This window comes from Roseateles sp. P5_E8 (assembly GCF_054177665.1).
This window is the reverse complement of record NZ_JBGCUM010000024.1, coordinates 1-16,955: the sequence shown is the minus strand read 5'-3', so window position 1 is coordinate 16,955 and position 16,955 is coordinate 1. Positions and strand designations below refer to the sequence as shown.

At 70.4% G+C, this 16,955-nt stretch carries 12 protein-coding genes; 6 read left to right on the top strand and 6 right to left on the bottom strand.

Features of this window, described 5'->3' with window-relative positions; all coding sequences use genetic code 11:
* Nucleotides 1-3: 3 nt before the first annotated feature.
* The 3 genes from ACXRVZ_RS15410 to ACXRVZ_RS15400 all read left to right on the top strand — a co-directional run bounded on the left by ACXRVZ_RS15410 (nt 4) and on the right by ACXRVZ_RS15400 (nt 2,052).
* Nucleotides 4-279 carry a YkgJ family cysteine cluster protein gene (locus tag ACXRVZ_RS15410; protein WP_457417792.1) on the top strand — a complete coding sequence of 92 codons (276 nt, stop codon included), beginning with the start codon at nt 4-6 and terminating at the stop codon, nt 277-279.
* A gap of 91 nt (nt 280-370) precedes the next feature.
* A complete protein-coding gene (locus ACXRVZ_RS15405; protein ID WP_457417794.1) occupies nt 371-1,372 on the top strand; it encodes a thioredoxin domain-containing protein in 1,002 nt (333 codons plus the stop codon).
* A 182-nt stretch (nt 1,373-1,554) separates the two neighbouring features.
* Complete coding sequence (locus ACXRVZ_RS15400) at nt 1,555-2,052, top strand: hypothetical protein (protein ID WP_457417796.1); 498 nt, start codon at nt 1,555-1,557, stop codon at nt 2,050-2,052.
* Here the strand turns inward: ACXRVZ_RS15400 and ACXRVZ_RS15395 are convergent.
* From ACXRVZ_RS15395 to ACXRVZ_RS15380, 4 genes are read right to left on the bottom strand one after another with little or no spacing between them, the layout of a single operon-like run.
* Nucleotides 2,049-2,567, bottom strand: coding sequence for a hypothetical protein (locus ACXRVZ_RS15395; RefSeq protein ID WP_457417798.1), 519 nt, complete (start codon nt 2,565-2,567; stop codon nt 2,049-2,051). The genes ACXRVZ_RS15400 and ACXRVZ_RS15395 overlap by 4 nt on opposite strands.
* A 10-nt stretch (nt 2,568-2,577) precedes the next feature.
* On the bottom strand, nt 2,578-3,756 hold the full coding sequence (locus ACXRVZ_RS15390) for an ABC transporter permease (protein ID WP_457417800.1): 1,179 nt from the start codon (nt 3,754-3,756) through the stop codon (nt 2,578-2,580).
* Nucleotides 3,753-4,535, bottom strand: coding sequence for an ABC transporter ATP-binding protein (locus ACXRVZ_RS15385; protein WP_457417802.1), 783 nt, complete (start codon nt 4,533-4,535; stop codon nt 3,753-3,755). Before ACXRVZ_RS15385 ends, ACXRVZ_RS15390 begins: the two co-directional genes overlap by 4 nt.
* The gene (locus ACXRVZ_RS15380; protein ID WP_457417804.1) at nt 4,532-5,983 is read right to left on the bottom strand and encodes an alpha/beta fold hydrolase; all 1,452 of its coding nucleotides are present in this window, start codon (nt 5,981-5,983) and stop codon (nt 4,532-4,534) included. Before ACXRVZ_RS15380 ends, ACXRVZ_RS15385 begins: the two co-directional genes overlap by 4 nt.
* A 190-nt stretch (nt 5,984-6,173) precedes the next feature.
* On the opposite strand from ACXRVZ_RS15380, the gene ACXRVZ_RS15375 reads away from it, so the two are divergent.
* Nucleotides 6,174-6,380 (top strand): hypothetical protein, encoded by a 207-nt coding sequence (locus tag ACXRVZ_RS15375; RefSeq protein WP_457417806.1) that lies wholly within the window; start codon nt 6,174-6,176, stop codon nt 6,378-6,380.
* Between the two features lies 1 nt (nt 6,381).
* Here ACXRVZ_RS15375 and ACXRVZ_RS15370 read toward each other — a convergent pair whose 3' ends face one another.
* Both ACXRVZ_RS15370 and ACXRVZ_RS15365 read right to left on the bottom strand, forming a co-directional pair.
* Nucleotides 6,382-7,938 (bottom strand): thioredoxin family protein, encoded by a 1,557-nt coding sequence (locus ACXRVZ_RS15370; protein WP_458232550.1) that lies wholly within the window; start codon nt 7,936-7,938, stop codon nt 6,382-6,384.
* 90 nt (nt 7,939-8,028) lie between these two features.
* A complete protein-coding gene (locus ACXRVZ_RS15365; RefSeq protein WP_457417810.1) occupies nt 8,029-8,802 on the bottom strand; it encodes a response regulator transcription factor in 774 nt (257 codons plus the stop codon).
* Nucleotides 8,803-8,989: 187 nt separating this feature from the next.
* On the opposite strand from ACXRVZ_RS15365, the gene ACXRVZ_RS15360 reads away from it, so the two are divergent.
* Together ACXRVZ_RS15360 and ACXRVZ_RS15355 are read left to right on the top strand one after the other, a co-directional pair.
* Nucleotides 8,990-10,675, top strand: a complete 1,686-nt coding sequence (locus ACXRVZ_RS15360; protein ID WP_457417812.1) for a ShlB/FhaC/HecB family hemolysin secretion/activation protein — start codon at nt 8,990-8,992, stop codon at nt 10,673-10,675.
* 17 nt (nt 10,676-10,692) lie between these two features.
* The coding region (locus ACXRVZ_RS15355; protein WP_458232549.1) for a YDG domain-containing protein at nt 10,693-16,955 on the top strand (6,263 nt) is incomplete at its 3' end.

Genomic DNA, 16,955 nt, shown 5'->3' with positions numbered 1-16,955 from the left:
TCCATGGAATGCCGCCCCCACTGCGCCGCCTGCTGCATCGCCCCGTCGATCAGCTCGCCCATCCCCGGCCACCCGCATGGCAAGCCGGCGGGCGTGCGCTGCGTGCAGCTGGACGATGAGCTGCGCTGCATGATCTTCGGCCAGCCGGAACGGCCGGCTGTCTGCGGCTCGCTGCCGCCGCATGAGGACATGTGCGGCGACAACCGCGAGCAGGCGATGCGCTGGCTGGGCTGGCTGGAAGAGCAGACCGCTCCGGCATCCCTACCATACAGCTCGTAACCGTTCCCTCGCAGCCGAGGCCGCCGGGGCCTCCTAGACTCCCGCCGCGCCGCGTGCATCCGCGGTTTGCCAACTGAAGTCAGGGAGCGACATGAGACTCAAACGAGGTCTGGCCGCCGCCATCCTGCTGCTGGGCGCTGCCATCGCGCAGGCCCAAACGGCAGAACTGCGGCCTTATCCGCGTGCCCAGGAGCTGGGCCGCTACGACAACCCGCTTGAAGCCGGCGCGCTGCCGATCTCGCCGCCCGAGCGGGCCAAGGGAAAAAATGAAAGCCGCTGGCGCCTGCCCTATGAGGGCAAGGTGTCGATGCTGCAATTCAAGCACCCGGCGGATGACAGCCCCTTGCTCATCGCGCGCCATTACGCCGGCCAGTTGCGCGAGCAGGGCTTCGAGCTGATCACCATCTGCGACATCCCCTGCGCTGGGCGCACTGACAGCCCCGACGCATCGGTCTACTGGTTCCACGAGCTGGATCTGGCCAAGCGGCTGCAGTACAACTTTTTCGGCGACCGCGGGCTCTATCTGATCGGCCATCGCGCCGACGCGGTGGTGGCCGTCCGCGTCGGGGCGAGCTACGGCGGCTATGCCTCGGTCGTCAAGACCATCGCCGCCGCCCAGCTGGACCGCGCGCCCCTGCTGGCCTATGTCGAGCAGCAGCGCGCCCGGGCCGCCGATGCACCGCTGCCGCCACCGCCCGGTCGCAACAGCGCCGCAGCGGCACCGCCCGCTGCGGCGGCGTCCAGCCCTGGCGTCCAGAGCGTCACGCCCGCCGCGCTCAGCGCCTGGGTGCGCGACAGCAAGGGCTGGGTCGTGGTGCAGCTCAGCTCCTATGACCCGAACTGCGGCTATTGCGTGCGCTCGAATCCGGCCTTCAACGCGCTGGCTGCTGCTGAAGCGCCCAACGGTGTCGCATTCGCCCGCGTCGCCTTTCAGCCCTGGACGTCGGTGAGCCAGAACGACTTCGTCACCCAGTTCGGCGTGAGCGGGCTGCCGTCCTACTTCACCTTCAAGGATGGTCAGCTGATGCGTCGCCAGAGTGGCATCGCGGACGAGGCAACATTGCGCCGCACATTGCTGGATGGCCTGCGCTGAGGCAGGCCGGCTCAGGCGGCCGGCTGCGGTCGGCGTGCCAGGCCACTACCCAGGCGCACCCGCCAGGCCCTTGCGGTCTTGGTCATGATGTCTATCGCCAGATGAAATCGAATAGACAAATGCTAATGATTCTCATTGCCGACGGCCAATCGCTTGCGGCTATCCCGGCGATGCTTCCCGCCATGACGCCCACCGACACGCCGCCCCCGCCCGACAGCCTGCTGGCCCGGCTCGCCGCAGAACGCAGCGCCTTTGCCGATGCCTACACGCTGCGGTTCCCACGCACGGTCAGCCTGGCCGCGTTCGTCGAGGCCTTTTACACGACGCGTCTCTTCAAGGTGGAGCGTGCGCTGCTGGCGCTGTTCGGCAAGCCTTCCAGCGACGCGATGGCGCGGGCCGTGGCGCGCGGCGAGAGTGAGCGCTTCGCTGTCTGGACGGTGGAGAAGCGGGTCGGCGACGAACTGCTGATGCACGAGGACAGCGGCGCCACGCGCTCCTGGTTCAAGGCCGAGGCGGGCGAGGGCGGCGGAACAACGCTGTGGTTCGGCTCGGCCGTGGTGCCGCGGCGGCGTGAGCCCGGTGGCGAGGCGCGCATGGGCCGCGTCTTCCACGCACTGCTGGGCTTTCACCGCTGGTATTCGCGGGCCCTGCTCAAGGCGGCTGCGCGCCGCTTGAGTTAGCGCCCGGTGCCCGGGCCGCTGATCTTCTCGGTCACTGGCTGCCGGGTCTCCAGGTCCTCGATCCAGACCTCGCAGACGTTCTCGGCGATCTGCCCGTTGACGATGTAGCGCTTGCCTTCAGCGGGCGTGAAGCGCACTTCGCCGAACGTGCGGCAGCTCGCATTCGACATCGCGAGCATGGGCGAGGCGTACTGCGTCGCGGCCTGGAGCCGCAGCTGCGCCGGGCGAAGCGGCAGTTCGTTCGTCAGCGCCACCGGCGTCAGCGTCATGCCGCTGCCCTGGCCGGCGCGGGTGCTGGCCATGCTGCTGCTGGCCAGGCGCCGGCCGTCGACCTGCGTGATCTCGAAGACGTGCAGCCGCTGGGCGCTGATGACCACCACCTGGTCAGCGACGTTGGCGCTGGGGCCTGTGTAGTCGGCTGGCGTGGCGGGCTCGAAGGCGGAGAAGCTTTTGACGCTGGTGCAGCCGGCGAGCACCAGCGCAGTCGTGGCCGCCGCGATGACGATGTGTTTCATGAGCAGCAGGTTAACGCGCGACTGCGGCCCGCATGGATCTCGCCACGTAGAACAGCGCCACCGCGGTCAGCCCGAAGCCGACGACGACGCCGGGCAACACCTGGCCCCAGCGCAGCGTCTCGCCCTTGAGCACGGCCAGCATCAGCGTGTTCTGCGCCAGGCCCGGCACCCACAGGTACCAGGCCGCTTCGCCGCCCGGGTTCAGCAGGGTGACCATGGGCGCCAGGCTGATGGCGGTGACGATCAGCGTGCTGCCGGCCTGCGCCTCCTTGAAAGTCTTGGAGCGGATGGCCAGCGCCATCAGCATGGCCGACAGGCCGGCCGCGAGCGGGATCTGCAGCAGCCAGAAGGCCAGCACCTCCGGCATGCCGAACTGGAACATCGCCTGCAGGCTGTCGCTCCTCAGCAGCCATTGCGCGGGCACGAAGCTCAAGCTCGACAGCAGCGCCACCGCCATGCCCAGCAGCGCCACCGCGCCCCACTTGCCGACGACGATGGCACCGTGCGGCGCCGGGTTCATCAGCAGCGGCTCCAGCGAGCCGCGCTCGCGTTCGCCGGCGGTGCTGTCCAGCGCGGCGGTCAGGGCGCCGTAGAGCACGGCCATGATGATGAACATCGGGATGATGCTGCTGAGCCGCGCGGCGCGGGCCTGCACGCTGGCGAGGTCGCGCTCCTCGATGTCGATGGGCTTCAGCAGTTCGATGGACACGCCGCGCATCGCCAGGTTCAGCGACGCGCGCTCCTGGTTGAAGCCATACAGCAGGCCCTTGACGGCGCCCACGCCGGCCTGGGCGCGCTGGTTGGCGCTGTCGCTCATCACCTCCACCACGGGCGCCTCGCCCGCCAGCAGCTTGGCCTCGAAGTCCGCCGGGATCACCAGCAGCGGCGCCGCCATCTTTCCTTCGCGCAGGCCCTTCTCATAGCCCTCCCGGAGCACGTCACCCTTGATCGAGTGGATGGTGTAGGTCTGGCGCTCGAGGTAGTTCACCAGCGTCGGCCCGTTGTCCGCGCCGTAGACAGCCACCTCGCGCTTGTCGGCGCGCTCCTCGAACGACGCGATCAGCCCAGACAGCGCCATCAGCAGCAGCGGCCCCATCAGCAGCGCGGGGATGAGGATGCGCAGCAGCGTGCGGCGGTCGCGCAGCGCGTCGGCCAGCTCTTTTGTGAAAACGATCCACGCGTGCTTCATGCCGCGACCTCTTCAGGGAATGCGAGTTTCACGAAAGCGTCCTCGAAACGTTGTTCGCCCGCCAGCTCCAGCAGCGCCGGCACGCTGCCATGCGCCACGCTGCGGCCGTGGGAGACGACGACGACCTCGTCGCAGAGCTGCTCCACCTCCTGCATGATGTGCGTGGAGAAGACGATGCATTTGCTGCCGCCCTCGGGGCTGCGCAGCCAACGCAAGGCCTCGCGCAGTGCGCGGGTGGCCAGCACGTCCAGGCCGTTGGTGGGCTCGTCCAGCACGATGTTGGCGGGGTCGTGCACGAGGGCGCGGGCAAGCGCCGTCTTCATGCGCTCGCCCTGGCTGAAGCCCTCGGCGCGGCGGTCCAGGATGGACTGCATCTCCAGCAGCCGCGCCAGCTCCTCGGCGCGCGCGTTGGCGGCGTCCGTCGTCATGCCTTGCAGGCGGCCGAAGTAGGCGATGTTCTCGCGCGCCGACAGGCGCGGGTAGAGGCCGTGGGCGTCGCCGAGGATGCCCATGCGGGCCAAGGCTTGCAACGGCGCTTGCTGCACGACGATGCCGTCGACCGTGATCTGGCCCTGGTCCGGCGCGAACAAGCCGCCCAGCATGCGTAGCGTCGTCGTCTTGCCGGCACCGTTAGCGCCTAGCAGGCCGGTGATGCGGCCGTCCGGCGCCGTGAGGCTCACACCCTGAACCGCATGCACGACCTTCTTGGCACCACGCTTGAACAGGCCGGCGCCCGTGCGGGTGGTGAACTGCTTGTGAACGTCCTGGATCTCGATCATTTGGCGGCCCCTCCTTGCACGGGCTGGAAGGCGGGTGGGCGCGGGATGCGCGTCGCGCAGGCCGCCTCCTGCGGCAGCGCGGCGGCGTCTGTCTTGGCGTCGATGAAGCGGAACATCAGGTCGCGCACGCAGCCCACGGCCATCACGCCATGGCCGGCTTCGGGCACGACGAGGTGTTGCACCCGCTCCGGGTGGCCCACGGCCAGCGCCTTGGCGACGCGCTCGCCGTGGCGGGCCGGCGTGGCCGGGTCGGCGCCGCCGCTCATGAGGAGCACCGGGCTGGGCGCGGGCGGCAGCGTGTAGAACTCAGCCGGCACGTCGCCACGGGGCCAGGTCTTGCAGACGCGGGCGTACATGTCGGCGTCGACGGTGCGGTAGTCCTCGCCCGGCTTGTCGGTGGCGCCGGCCAGGCGGGGCACGTCCTCCGCGCAGATGACGGAGAAGTGCATGCCCGCGGCGAGCTTCTGGCCCTTGCCGCCGCTGAAGGCCGACGTCAGGCCGAACAGGCCTTCAAAGCGGCCCTCGGCCGCCGCCGCATGGATGGCGGCGGGCAGCGCCGCGGCCAGCGCGGGTTGGTAGAGCGGCGGCCGCACCGCGCGCAGCAGCAGCTCTCGGTCGACGGTGAAGCGCTCGGGCGCGCCGGTCAGCGGCTGGGCCACCGTCACCTGGCGTGGCAGCGAAGCGAGCAGCTTCTGCCAGTCGGCGCGCAGTTCGGGGAGGGTCTTGGCGTGGGCGTCTATGAGCTTGTCCAGCGCCGCCTGCGTGTCGGGCGAGAAGCTGGCCGGCAGCACCATGTCCGGCGGCGCGACTCCGTCGATAACGGTGCGGCGCACCTTGCTCGGGAACTGGCGGAGATATTCAAGCGCCGCGCGCGTGCCGTAGCTGCCGCCGACGAGGTTCCACTGCGACACGCCAAGCGCTTCGCGCACGGCGTCCATGTCCTGCATGGCGATGGTGGTCGTGAAGAAGCGCAGGTCACCGTAGGGCAGCTTCTCCAGCGTCGCGCGGCAGGCATCCAGCCGCTTCATTTGCGCGGCGGTGTCGAGCTGCTCGGTGATGGGCAGCTTGGTTTCGTCGGGGCATTCCAGCGGCGCCGACTTGCCGGTGCCGCGCTGGTCGATGAAGACGAGATCGCGCCGGTTGTTCAGCCGCGAGAGGCGCGGCAGCACGCGCGCGGCCACATCGATGGCGCTCTGGCCAGGGCCGCCGGCCAGCATCAGCACGGCGTCGGGCTGCTTGTTGCGCGCCATTGCCGGCACGACGAGGTAGTGGATGTCGACCTTGACGCCTTCCGGCCGCGCCGGGTCCAGCGGGCGTTGCAGGCTGCCGCATTGCAGCTCGTTGGGGATGCCGTCGATGCGGCAGGGCTTCAGCGGCGTGGCGGCTTGGGCCGTTGCGGCGAACAGGGCGGCGGCAAGCGCGAGGGCGCGCCGGGCGGGAAAGGGCATGCAGGGCTCCAGGGACCGGATGGCCGCGAGTATCCGGGCCGCCGCGTGCGCCGCCGCGACGAGAAGTGTGGCCGGCGGCACGGCGCGTTTGAATGACCGCAGACGCGTGATGAACGGCGGCCTATGGTGCAATAGCCCCCAGCTTCTCCCGACCTCCCACCAGCGGCCCCGCCGCGATGAAAGGCTGAGCGTGCAGACACTCGACGAGATGCGTGACCGTTGCCTGCTGACCCACGAGCAGCATGCCGAGATCGGCGCCTGGGTCAGCCAGGCCCGCACCCCCGAGGCCATCATGGCCATGCCCGAAGGGCTGTGGCGCACGCTGGAGCTGGCCAGCGTGCTGATGGACGTGGACGCCGACCTGCGGCGCGAGCCGCTGCTGTCGGACGGGCTTTAGATCAGGCCTTGCTGACGGGCTTCATCAGCCCTTGGCAAGCCGTCTTGGCCTTGGCATCGCTGCCGTCCAGATTGCTGCACACCCCGTCGAGCTGTGCCTTGAGCCGGCCCACGGCGGCCGTCTGGGCGGGCGTCTTGTTCCAGTCGGCCAGCAGCGTCGCGACCTTCTTCAGCGAGCGCTCGCTGCGCTCGTAGAAGGCGCCGGGGTCCTTGGCCGCCTCGGCAAACAGCTGGGCCGCGGCCTTCTCGATGCGCGGCGCGTCTTCCGGGCTCAGCTCGATCAACGCGGCGAAGTAGTTCGAGCCCCACTGCAGGCGCGTCGCCGGGCCCTCGCTCTTGTTGAAGGCCTCCTCGTACCAGCGCAGCGCGTCCGCCTTGCGACCCTGCTTCTTGGCGTTGCCGCCGAGCTGGCTCATCAGGTAGTAGGGCGAGTGGCTGCGCGCCAGCGCCGCCTTCAGCAGCTCGTCGCTGTCCTTCCACAGGCCAGCGCGGCCCAGCAGGTAGGCGGCTTGCGTGATGACGGCCTGGCGCTCGTAGCCGTCGGTGATCTCGCGGTTGGCCCTGGCGGCCTGGTCGCGCGCCTCGGTCTGCAGCGCGGCCGGAATCGTCTTCGGATTCGGTTCTTCCCTGGCCGTGTCCAGCCGCGCCAGCTCGATGCGGGCCTGCAGCGCATTCAGGCGGTCGGCGCGGGACAGCGTCGTGTCCTCGTTCAGGCGCTTCAACGCGGCGTCGAACTCGGCAACGAGTTGCGTGCGCGTGTCGCCGGCGGTCGGCGTGATGGCCTTGACGAGGTCGGGCGCCTCGTTGCTCAGCACGTCCATCTGGGCGCGTGACTTGGCTGCGTCGGCCAGCACCCCGCGCAGGCGCGGCAACTGGGCCGGGTCGGTCGCCTTGCCCTCGGCCAGCGCGCCGATGGACTTCAGCCACAGGCGGGTCGCCGTCTCGGCCTCCACGCCTTCGCTGGCCTTGGCGAGCTGCGTCAGCGTGGCCGGGCGCTCGGCCACGGGCAGCAGTTGCTGCTCGTCGGTCTCCCAGCCGTAGAAGCCCAGCAGCCGCCATTCGTTGGCCGAGAGCCGCTTGCCCGCCTTGGCATCGGCCAGCACGGCCTTGACCGGCCGGCCGCTGGACAAGCCCAGCTGCAAAACCTTCATGACCTGGGCCGCATCGGCCTCGCCGGGCAGGCGGGTGATCTCGTTGCCGTTAGCGTTGAAGAGGATCAGCGTCGGGTAGCCGCGCACCTTGAAGCGCGTGCCCAGCTTCTGCGCGCCGGGCGCGTCGCCGTCGATGCCGACCGCCACGAAGGCCTTGCTCTGCTCGATGAAGTCCGCCCGGTTGAACAGCGTCGCCTTGAGCTGGTTGCAGGGCGGGCACCACTTGGCGCCCCAGTACAGCAGCAGCGGCTTCTTCTCGGCCCTCGCCTGCGTGAAGGCGCGGTCGATGTCGGCATCGGCAGCAGCGGCCTGCCAGGCCACGCCGGGGCCGGAGCTGGCGTGGCTGATGGGAGCGGCGGCGAGCAGAAGCGCGGTCACCAGGGCGGCGAAACAGAGGGTGTGCTTCATCGGGCCTGCGGGGTTCGATTGTGTCGAGACGGCCATTGTCCGCTGCCTGCCGCGGCGCGGCATCTGCGTTTGCCGCACAAGCTTGTGCGCTCAGTAGTCCAGCGTGCGCTGGCGCCGCCAGGCCAGCGGCGTCATGCCGGTTCGGGTGCGGAAGGCGGTCGAGAAGTTGCCCGGGGTGCGAAAGCCCACCTCGTAGGCCACCGCGTTGACGCTCATCGAGGTGCGCTCCAGCAGCCGCAGGCTGGCGCGGATGCGCTGCTCGCTGACGTAGGCCTGCAGCGTCATGCCGGTGTGCTGCCGGAACATCTCGCACAGCCGCCGGCCGGCCACGCCCACTTCGCGGGCCAGCTCATCCGCGCTGGGCAGCGCGCTCAGCTGCGCGTCGATCAAGGCCTTGGCGGCTTCGACGAAAGCGCCCTCGGGGTCGGGCGAACTGCGGGCCGGTGCCGCCGGGCTGGGCAGATGCACCTGCACTCGGGCCAGCACCTCGGCCGGCCACAGCGGCTTGCAGATGTAGTCCGCCCCGCCCACCTCCAGGCCGCGCACGCGGTCGCCGGGCTCGGTCAGCGCCGACACGAACAGCACCGGGATGGCGGCGGTCACGGCGTCGGCCTTGAGCAGGCGGCAGGCCACCAGGCCGTCCACCACACCGGGCAGGCAGGTTTCCATCAGGATCAGGTCGGGCCGCTGCCCCTGCGCGCGCTGGACGCCGCCGAGCCCGTCGGTCGCGAACGACAGCGTGAAACGCTCGCCCAGCAGCGCGGTCACCGCCTTCAGGTCGCTCAGCTCACCGGCCACCACCAACACACGTTGGCGGCGCACGGCGGCGTCGTTTTGGGGCGTCAGTCCTGTGGAATGGTGCACGGCCGGGCGATGGTAGTCATCTCAAAAACAGAATGGAAAAGTTTTTCAGCAGTTTGGAAAAGTTGCCCACGGACCGGCGCGCAAGCATTCGTACCTGCTTGTCAGCGGGAGATACCAAGTGCGACCCACACATCCAGCAAGCCATCGTTTGTCGGCCCATCGAATCCCCGTCCTTGATGAGCGACGCTTGAGTCCTGCCGCCTGGGGTGTGGCCGTGCTGATGGCCCTCGGGGCCTGCAGCGCCAGCGCGCAGACCGTGCCCGATGCCGGCCAGCTGATGCAGCAGAACCAGCGCAAGGCGCCGGTGCTGCCCAGGCCGGGCGAGGGCGCCCAGGTGGCGACGCCACCGCCCACGCTGCAGGTGGCGGCAGGCGCCAAGGTGGCGGTCAAGTCGTTCCGGTTCCAGGGCAACACGATGCTGAGCGATGCGCAGTTGCAGCGCACCGTGACGGGTTATCTCGACCGGCCGCTGGACTTCAAGGAGCTGCAGGAGGTCGCCTCACTGGTGGCCAAGCGCTACACGGCGGCGGGCCGGCTGGCCCGGGTCTTCCTGCCGGCGCAGGACGTCACCGAGGGCGTGGTCACCCTGCAGGTGATGGAGGCGCACTACGGCGGCACGCAGGTGGAGCAGAGCGGCCAGCACCTGGCACCCGAGCGCGCCATGGCGATGCTGGAGCAGGGGCAGCAGCGCGGCCAGGCGCTGGACCTGGTGGCGCTGGACCGGGCCTTGCTGCTGGTAGGCGACCTGCCGGGCGTGCAGGCCAGTGCCAGCCTGGTGCCGGGTGGTGGCACCGGCGAGACCGCCGTGCGCCTGAGCCTGCGCGACAAGCCCACGGTGACGGGCGCAGTGGGCGTCGACAACGGCGGCACGCGCTCCACCGGCGAGGCCCGCCTGAACGCCTCCGTGGCGCTGAACAGCGCGCTCGGGATGGGCGACCTCTTGATCGCCCAGGCCAGCGTCAATCGCGGCAGCAGCTTCGTGCGGCTGGGTGCGTCCATGCCGGTCGGGCTGGCGGGCACGCGGGTCGGTGTCAGCGCCAATGCGCTGCGCTATCACCTCGTCGGCAGCGATTTCGAGGCCCTCGACGCGCGGGGCACGTCCAGCGCCTTGGGCCTGGACGTCAGCCATCCGCTGGTGCGTTCGCGTGACCTCAATGTGCTGCTTCAGGGCGGCCTGGAGAGCAAGCGCTTCCACAACAAGGCCAACGGTGCCGATGCCTCGGTCTACGACTCGCAGGTCTGGAGCCTGGGGCTGAGCGCCAACGAGTTTGACGACGTGGGCGGCTCCGGCGTCACGACCGCCTACCTGGGTGCCCAGTTCGGGCAGCTGGACCTGGGCGGTTCGCCCAGCCAGGCCTTCGACGCGGCCGGTCCGCGCACCGACGGCAGCTTCCGCAAGCTGCGCTACCAGCTGACCCGCCAGCAGACCCTGGCGGGTGACTGGTCGGCACATGCCTCTTTGCAGGGGCAGTGGGCCAACCGCAACCTGGACTCGTCGGAGAAGTTCTACCTCGGCGGCCCGCAGGGCGTGCGCGCCTACCCGGTCAGCGAAGGCGGCGGCGCCACCGGCCTGCTGGCCAGTGCCGAGCTGCGCGTGCGGCTGGGCGGCGGCTGGCGCGTTGCCGGCTTCTTCGACTGGGGCCGTGTCCAGACCTATGTCGACGAGAACTTCCTGGGCGCCACGGCGCCCAACCAGTATTCGCTCAAGGGCGCAGGCCTGAGCCTGGACTACGCCAGCCCGGGCGGTGCGGAGGTGAGCGTGATCTGGGCTCGCCGTATCGGCGACAACCCGCTTGCCGACGCGCAGGGCCGCGACCTGGACGGGTCGCTGCACCGCAATCGTTTCTGGCTGCTGGCCAGCCAACCGTTCTGAGCGCCGAGGAGAACACCATGCACGAACATGCCAGCCTGAACCGCATCTTCCGCCTGGTCTGGAGCGCCGCCCAGGGCTGCTGGATCGCGGTGCACGAGCACGCCCGCGGCCGCAGCAAGGCCGGCCGCAGCGCACGCCGAGTCGGCCTGCGCACCGCAGCCGCCGCTTTGCTGGCGCTTGGCGCCGGAGGGGCTTTCGCCCAGGCGCCGACCGCCGTGGTCGCCCGCCAGGCGCCCGCGCCGACTGCGACGCCGCAAGGCGGCCAGCTCGTGGCCGGCCAGGCCAGCTGGCAACAGACCGGCGCCAACCTCGTGGTGAACCAGACGACGGCGCGTGCCGCCATCGACTGGACCAGCTTCGACATCGGCGCCAACGCCAGCGTGCGCTTCGCGCAGCCCGATGCCTCCAGCGTCGCGCTGAACCGCGTCACCGGCGGCTCGCCCAGCCAGATCTTCGGCCGCCTGAGCGCCAACGGCCAGGTCTTCCTGACCAATGCCAGCGGCATCTACTTCGCCCCGACGGCGCAGGTGGACGTGGGCTCCTTCGTGGCCAGCACGAACAGCATCGGCCTGGCCGACTTCATGGCCGGCCGGCTGGTGTTCGAGCGCGCCGGCAGCACCGCCGGGGTTGAGAACGAAGGCCAGATCACGGCCGCGAATGGTGGCTATGTGGCCCTGCTGGCGCCCGAGGTGCGCAACAGCGGCATCGTGCGGGCGCGGGCCGGCACGGTGGCGCTGGCGGCCGGCGAGGCCATCGAGCTGCAGTTCGAGGGTGGCAGCCTGGCCCGGCTGCGCGTGACGCCGGCCGACATCGCCACGCTGATCGAAAACCGCCACGCGGTGCTGGCGCCGGACGGCCAGATCCTGATGTCGGCGCGCGCCGCGCAGACGCTGCAGGGCAGCGTCATCCGCAACAGCGGCGAGCTGTCGGCCAGCAGCCTGGTGGCCAAGGGCGGTCGCATCGTGCTGGAGGCCGACCATGTCGACATCGCGGCCGGCTCGGCCATCAGCGCCACTGGCGCGACCGGCGGCGGCCGGGTCAACCTGGGCGGCAACTACCAGGGCCAGGGCGAACTCTGGAACGCCACCACCACGACGGTCGCCGCCGGCGCCAGCATCGACGCCAGCGCCACGCGGCTGGGCGATGGCGGCACGGTGGTGGTCTGGTCCAACGACCGCACCCGCTTCGACGGCAGCATCGCCGCGCGCGGCGGCTTGCTGGGCGGCAATGGTGGCCTCATCGAGACGTCGGGCAAGCGCGTGCTGAACGTGCGCACCGGCGTGGCCGACGTCAGCGCCGCCAAGGGCAAGGGCGGCACCTGGCTGCTGGACCCTAACGACCTGACCATAGGCGCTGTCGCCGACACCAATGTCGCCGGCAGCTTCAACACCACCGACGACGACGCCTTCCTGAGCACCACCTCGCTGGCGGCAGCGCTGACGAACGGCTCCAACGTCGTCGTGCTGACCAACAACGCGGGCACCAACACGGGCCTGGGCGACATCACCGTGACCGGGGCCATCACGACCGCGCTGGCCAGTGCGCAGTCGGCCACACTGACGCTGGCGGCCCAGGGCAGCATCAACTTCACGGCGGGCGGCTCCATCAGCGCGGGCGGCGCCGACCGCTCGCTGAACGTCAACCTGTATGCCGGCACGGCGCTGGGCGGTGGTTCGCCCGGCACGGTGACCAGCGAGGTCTCGATGGCGGTCGGTTCGACCATCAACACCGGCCTGGCCGGCAACCTCGCCGCCGTCGCCAAGGGCGATGTGACGCTGGCCGGTCTGACGGTGGGCGGCTCGCTGACCTCGACGACTAACAACGGCGCGTTCTCGCAGGTGGGCGCGGCCAGCGTCGCCGGCACCATCACCGTCAACGCCGGCACTGGCGAGGTGGCACTCAACCACGCCGGCAACCAGCTCACCGGCGCGGTCAGCTCCACCGGCAGCGGCGAGGTCACCATCCACAACGGCCTGGCCACCGCGCTGGGCGCGATCGGCTCGGTGGGCAGCGGCGCGGCTGGCTTGAACGTGGTCACGAGCAACGCCGCCGTGACGCAGACCGCTGCGGCCTACGTGACCGGCGAGACCACGGTCGCGGCCGGCTCCGGCAGCGTCAGCCTGAACAACGCGGCCAACCGGCTGACCGGCGCGGTCAACTCGACCGGCTCCGGCGCGGTGGCGCTTGCCAACGACATCGCCGCCAACCTGGGCACCATGGGCACCATTGGCAGTCCGCTGGCCAGCCTGTCGGTCACGACGACGAACGACAACGTCAGCCAGAGCGGCACCTCCTACGTGACCGGCGCCACCACGGTGGCGGCCGGCACGGGCACCGTGCTGCTGACCAACACCGGCAACCAGCTGGCCGGCGCGGTCGGGTCCACCGGCACCGGCGCGGTCACGCTGCGCAATGCCGTCAGCACCACGCTGGGCGCCATCGGCTCGGCCGGCAATGGCGCCGCCAGCCTGACCGTGCGCAACAGCAACGGCAGCATCACGCAGAGCGGCGCGGCGATCGTCGCCGGCGTCACCTCGCTGCGCACCGACACCGGCGGCGCCATCACGGCCAATAACGCTGGCAACCAGTTCACGGGCGCGATCACGACCATCGGCACCGGCGCGGTCACGCTGTTCAACAACGGCGCCACCACGCTGGGCCAGATCGGCAGCAGCGGCAGCCGCGCAACCAGCCTGTCGGTCAGCACCGACGGCGGCGCGGTCGCGCAGGGCGGCGCGGCGTTTGTCGACGGCACCACTACCGTCAGCGCCGGCGCGGGCGCCGTCACGCTGGACAACGCGAGCAACAAGCTCAACGGCGCGGTCAGCTCGGTGGGCACGGGCGCAGTCACCATCGCCAACAGCCAGGCCACGACGCTGGGCCAGATCGGCGCGGCGGGCGGCGGCAATGCGGCGGCCAGCCTGTCGGTCACGACGGTGAACGACGCCGTTGGCCAGAGCGCCAGCGCGTTTGTTGCCGGCGCCACCACCGTGAACGCGGGCGGCGCGGCCGTGACGCTGAACGACGCCGGCAACCAGCTGGCCGGCGCGGTCGGCTCGACCGGGCGCGGCGACGTCACGCTGGTCAACACCGTGGCCACGGTGCTCGGCCCCATCGGCGCTGCGGGCGCCGGCAACGCGGCGGCCAGCCTCACGGTCACCGCCACCAACCAGAGCCTCACGCAGAGCGGCGCCGCGCTGGTGGACGGCGCGACGACCATCAGCACCGGCTCGGGCGCGGTGACGCTGACGAACGCGGGCAACACGCTCGTCGGTGCGGTGGGCGTCACCAACACCGGCAGTGCCAACGTGTCGTCGACCGGCGCGCTGGGTATTACCTTCAACGGCAGCGGGACGACCGCGGCCACGGCCGGCGGCGCGCTAACGGCGACGCTGAACGGCACGGGTGCCACCACGCTCACCGGCAGCGGCGTGACGTTCTCGGGCACGGCCAGCAGCCTGGCCAGCAGCAGCACGGGTGCCACCAGCGTCGGCGCCACCACGGTGGCCGGCAACGCCACGCTGGACAGCGCCGGTGCGGTCACACAGAGCGCGGCGCTGACGACCGCCGGCCTCGAACTCAAGGGCAACGGCGCGGTGACGCTGACCAACGCGGGCAACAGCATCACGACCGTCGCCGCAGCCACCGGCTCGGGCGACCTGACACTGGTCAACAGCGGCGCGCTGGCCGTCGGCACGGTCAACAGCGTGGGCATCACGCGCAGCGGCGCGGTGGCCCTGGGCACGCTGTCGGGCGACCTGACGCTGAACCAGTCCGTCGCCACCACCAGCACCGCCAGCAACGCGGTGGTGCTGAACGCCGCCAGCTCGGTGGCGGCAGGCACGGGCGCGGGCGGCAACGTCATCGTCGGCGGCGGGAGCGTCAGTGTCGGCAGCGGTGGCCGCGCCACGCTGTACTCGGGCACCGTGTCCGGCAGCACCGGCCTGACCGCCCTGGTCGGCAGCGGCAGCGGGCGCTTCCGCTACGGCAGCGACGAGAGCACCACCAACTTCACGGCCGCCCTGGGCGCCGGCGTCAACGTGGTCTACCGCGAGCAGCCGACGGTCACCATCACGGCCGACAACCTGACGCGCACCTACGGCCCGGCCACTGCGGCCACCACCAGCCTGGCCGGCGTGCAGAACGGCGACACCACCGGCCAGATCTTCAGCACCGCCCCGTCCGTGGCGGTGGGCGGCACGCTGTCCACTTCGAGCAACCCCATCGTGGGCGCGCATTCGCTCATCGCATCCGGTGCCGTGGACGCGCTGGGCTACACGCTCAGCTACGCGGCGCCTGGCACGCTGACCGTGAACACGGCATCCATCGCCGCCATCACCGGCATCACGGCGGTCAACAAGGTCTACGACACGACGACGGCGGCGACGCTGAACACGGGTGCGGCCGGCTTCACCGGCATGGTGAGTGGCGACGTGCTGACCGTGGCGACGTCCACCGGCAACTTCGTCGACAAGAACGCTGCGACCGGCAAGACGGTGAACATCACCGGGCTGAGCCTGGGCGGTGCTGACGCCGGCAACTACACGCTGGCCAGCACGACGGCGACGACCACGGCCGACATCACGAAGGCGACGATGGCGGCCATCACCGGCATCACGGCCGCCAACAAGGTCTACGACGGCAACAACACCGCCACGCTCAACACGGGCGCGGCCGGCTTCACCGGCCTGCTGGGCGGCGACTCGGTCAACGTGGCCACCTCGACCGGCACCTTCGCCGACAAGAACGTCGCCAACGGCAAGACGGTCAGCATCGCCGGCCTGACGCTGGGCGGCACGGATGCGGGCAACTACACGCTGGCGTCGACCATTGCCAGCACCACGGCCGACATCACGCCGGCCACCATCGCGGCCATCACCGGYATCACGGCGGCCAACAAGGTCTACGACGGCAACAACACCGCCACGCTGRGCACMGGCTCGGCGGGCTTCACCGGCATGGTGTCGGGCGACGCGCTGAMCGTCGCCACCGGCAGCGGCACGTTCGCGGACAAGAACGTGGCTAACGGCAAGACGGTCAGCATCGCCGGCCTGTCGCTGGGCGGCACGGACGCGGGCAACTACACGCTGACATCCACCACCGCCAGCACGACGGCCGACATCACGGCGGCGACGATTGCCGCCATCACCGGCATCACGGCGGCCAACAAGGTCTACGACACGACCACGGCGGCAACGCTGAGCACGGGCGCAGCCGGCTTTACCGGCATGGTGGGTGGCGACACGCTGACGGTTGCGACCTCCACCGGCAACTTCGTCGACAAGAACGCGGCGACTGGCAAGACGGTGAACATCACCGGACTGACGCTCGGTGGCGCCGATGCGGGCAACTACACGCTGGCCAGCAACACCGCGACGACCACGGCCGACATCGCGAAGGCGACGATGGCGGCCATCACCGGCATTACGGCGGCCAACAAGGTCTACGACGGTAATAACGTTGCGACCCTGAGCACCGGAGCAGCCGGCTTCACTGGCCTGTTGGCGGGCGACTCAGTCAACGTGGCCACGTCAACCGGCACGTTTGCGGACAAGAACGTGGCCAATGGCAAGACGGTGAGCATCGCCGGCTTGACGCTGGGCGGCACGGATGCGGGCAACTACACGTTGGTGTCGACCACCGCCAGCACCACGGCCGACATCACGGCGGCCACCATCGCGGGCATCACCGGCATCACGGCGGCCAACAAGGTCTACGACACGACCACGGCGGCGACGCTGAGCACGGGCGCGGCCGGCTTCACCGGCATGGTGAGCGGCGACACGCTGACCGTAGCGACGTCGACCGGCAACTTCGTAGACAAGAACGCTGCGGCGGGCAAGACGGTGAACATCACCGGCCTGAGCCTGGGCGGCGCCGATGCAGGCAACTACACGCTGGCTGCGACGACGGCGACGACCACGGCCGACATCAGCAAGGCGGCGATGGCGGGCATCACCGGCATCACGGCGGCCAACAAGGTCTACGACGGCAACAACACCGCCACGCTCAACACGGGCGCGGCCGGCTTTACCGGCCTGCTGGCGGGCGACACGGTCAACGTGGCGACCTCGACGGGCACGTTCGCGGACAAGAACGTGGCCAACGGCAAGACGGTCAGCATCGCCGGGCTGACGCTGGGCGGCACGGACGCGGGCAACTACACGCTGGCGTCGACCACCGCTAGCACCACGGCCGACATCACGCCGGCCACCATCGCGGCCATCACCGGCATCACGGCGGCCAACAAGGTCTACGACGGCAACAACACCGCCACGCT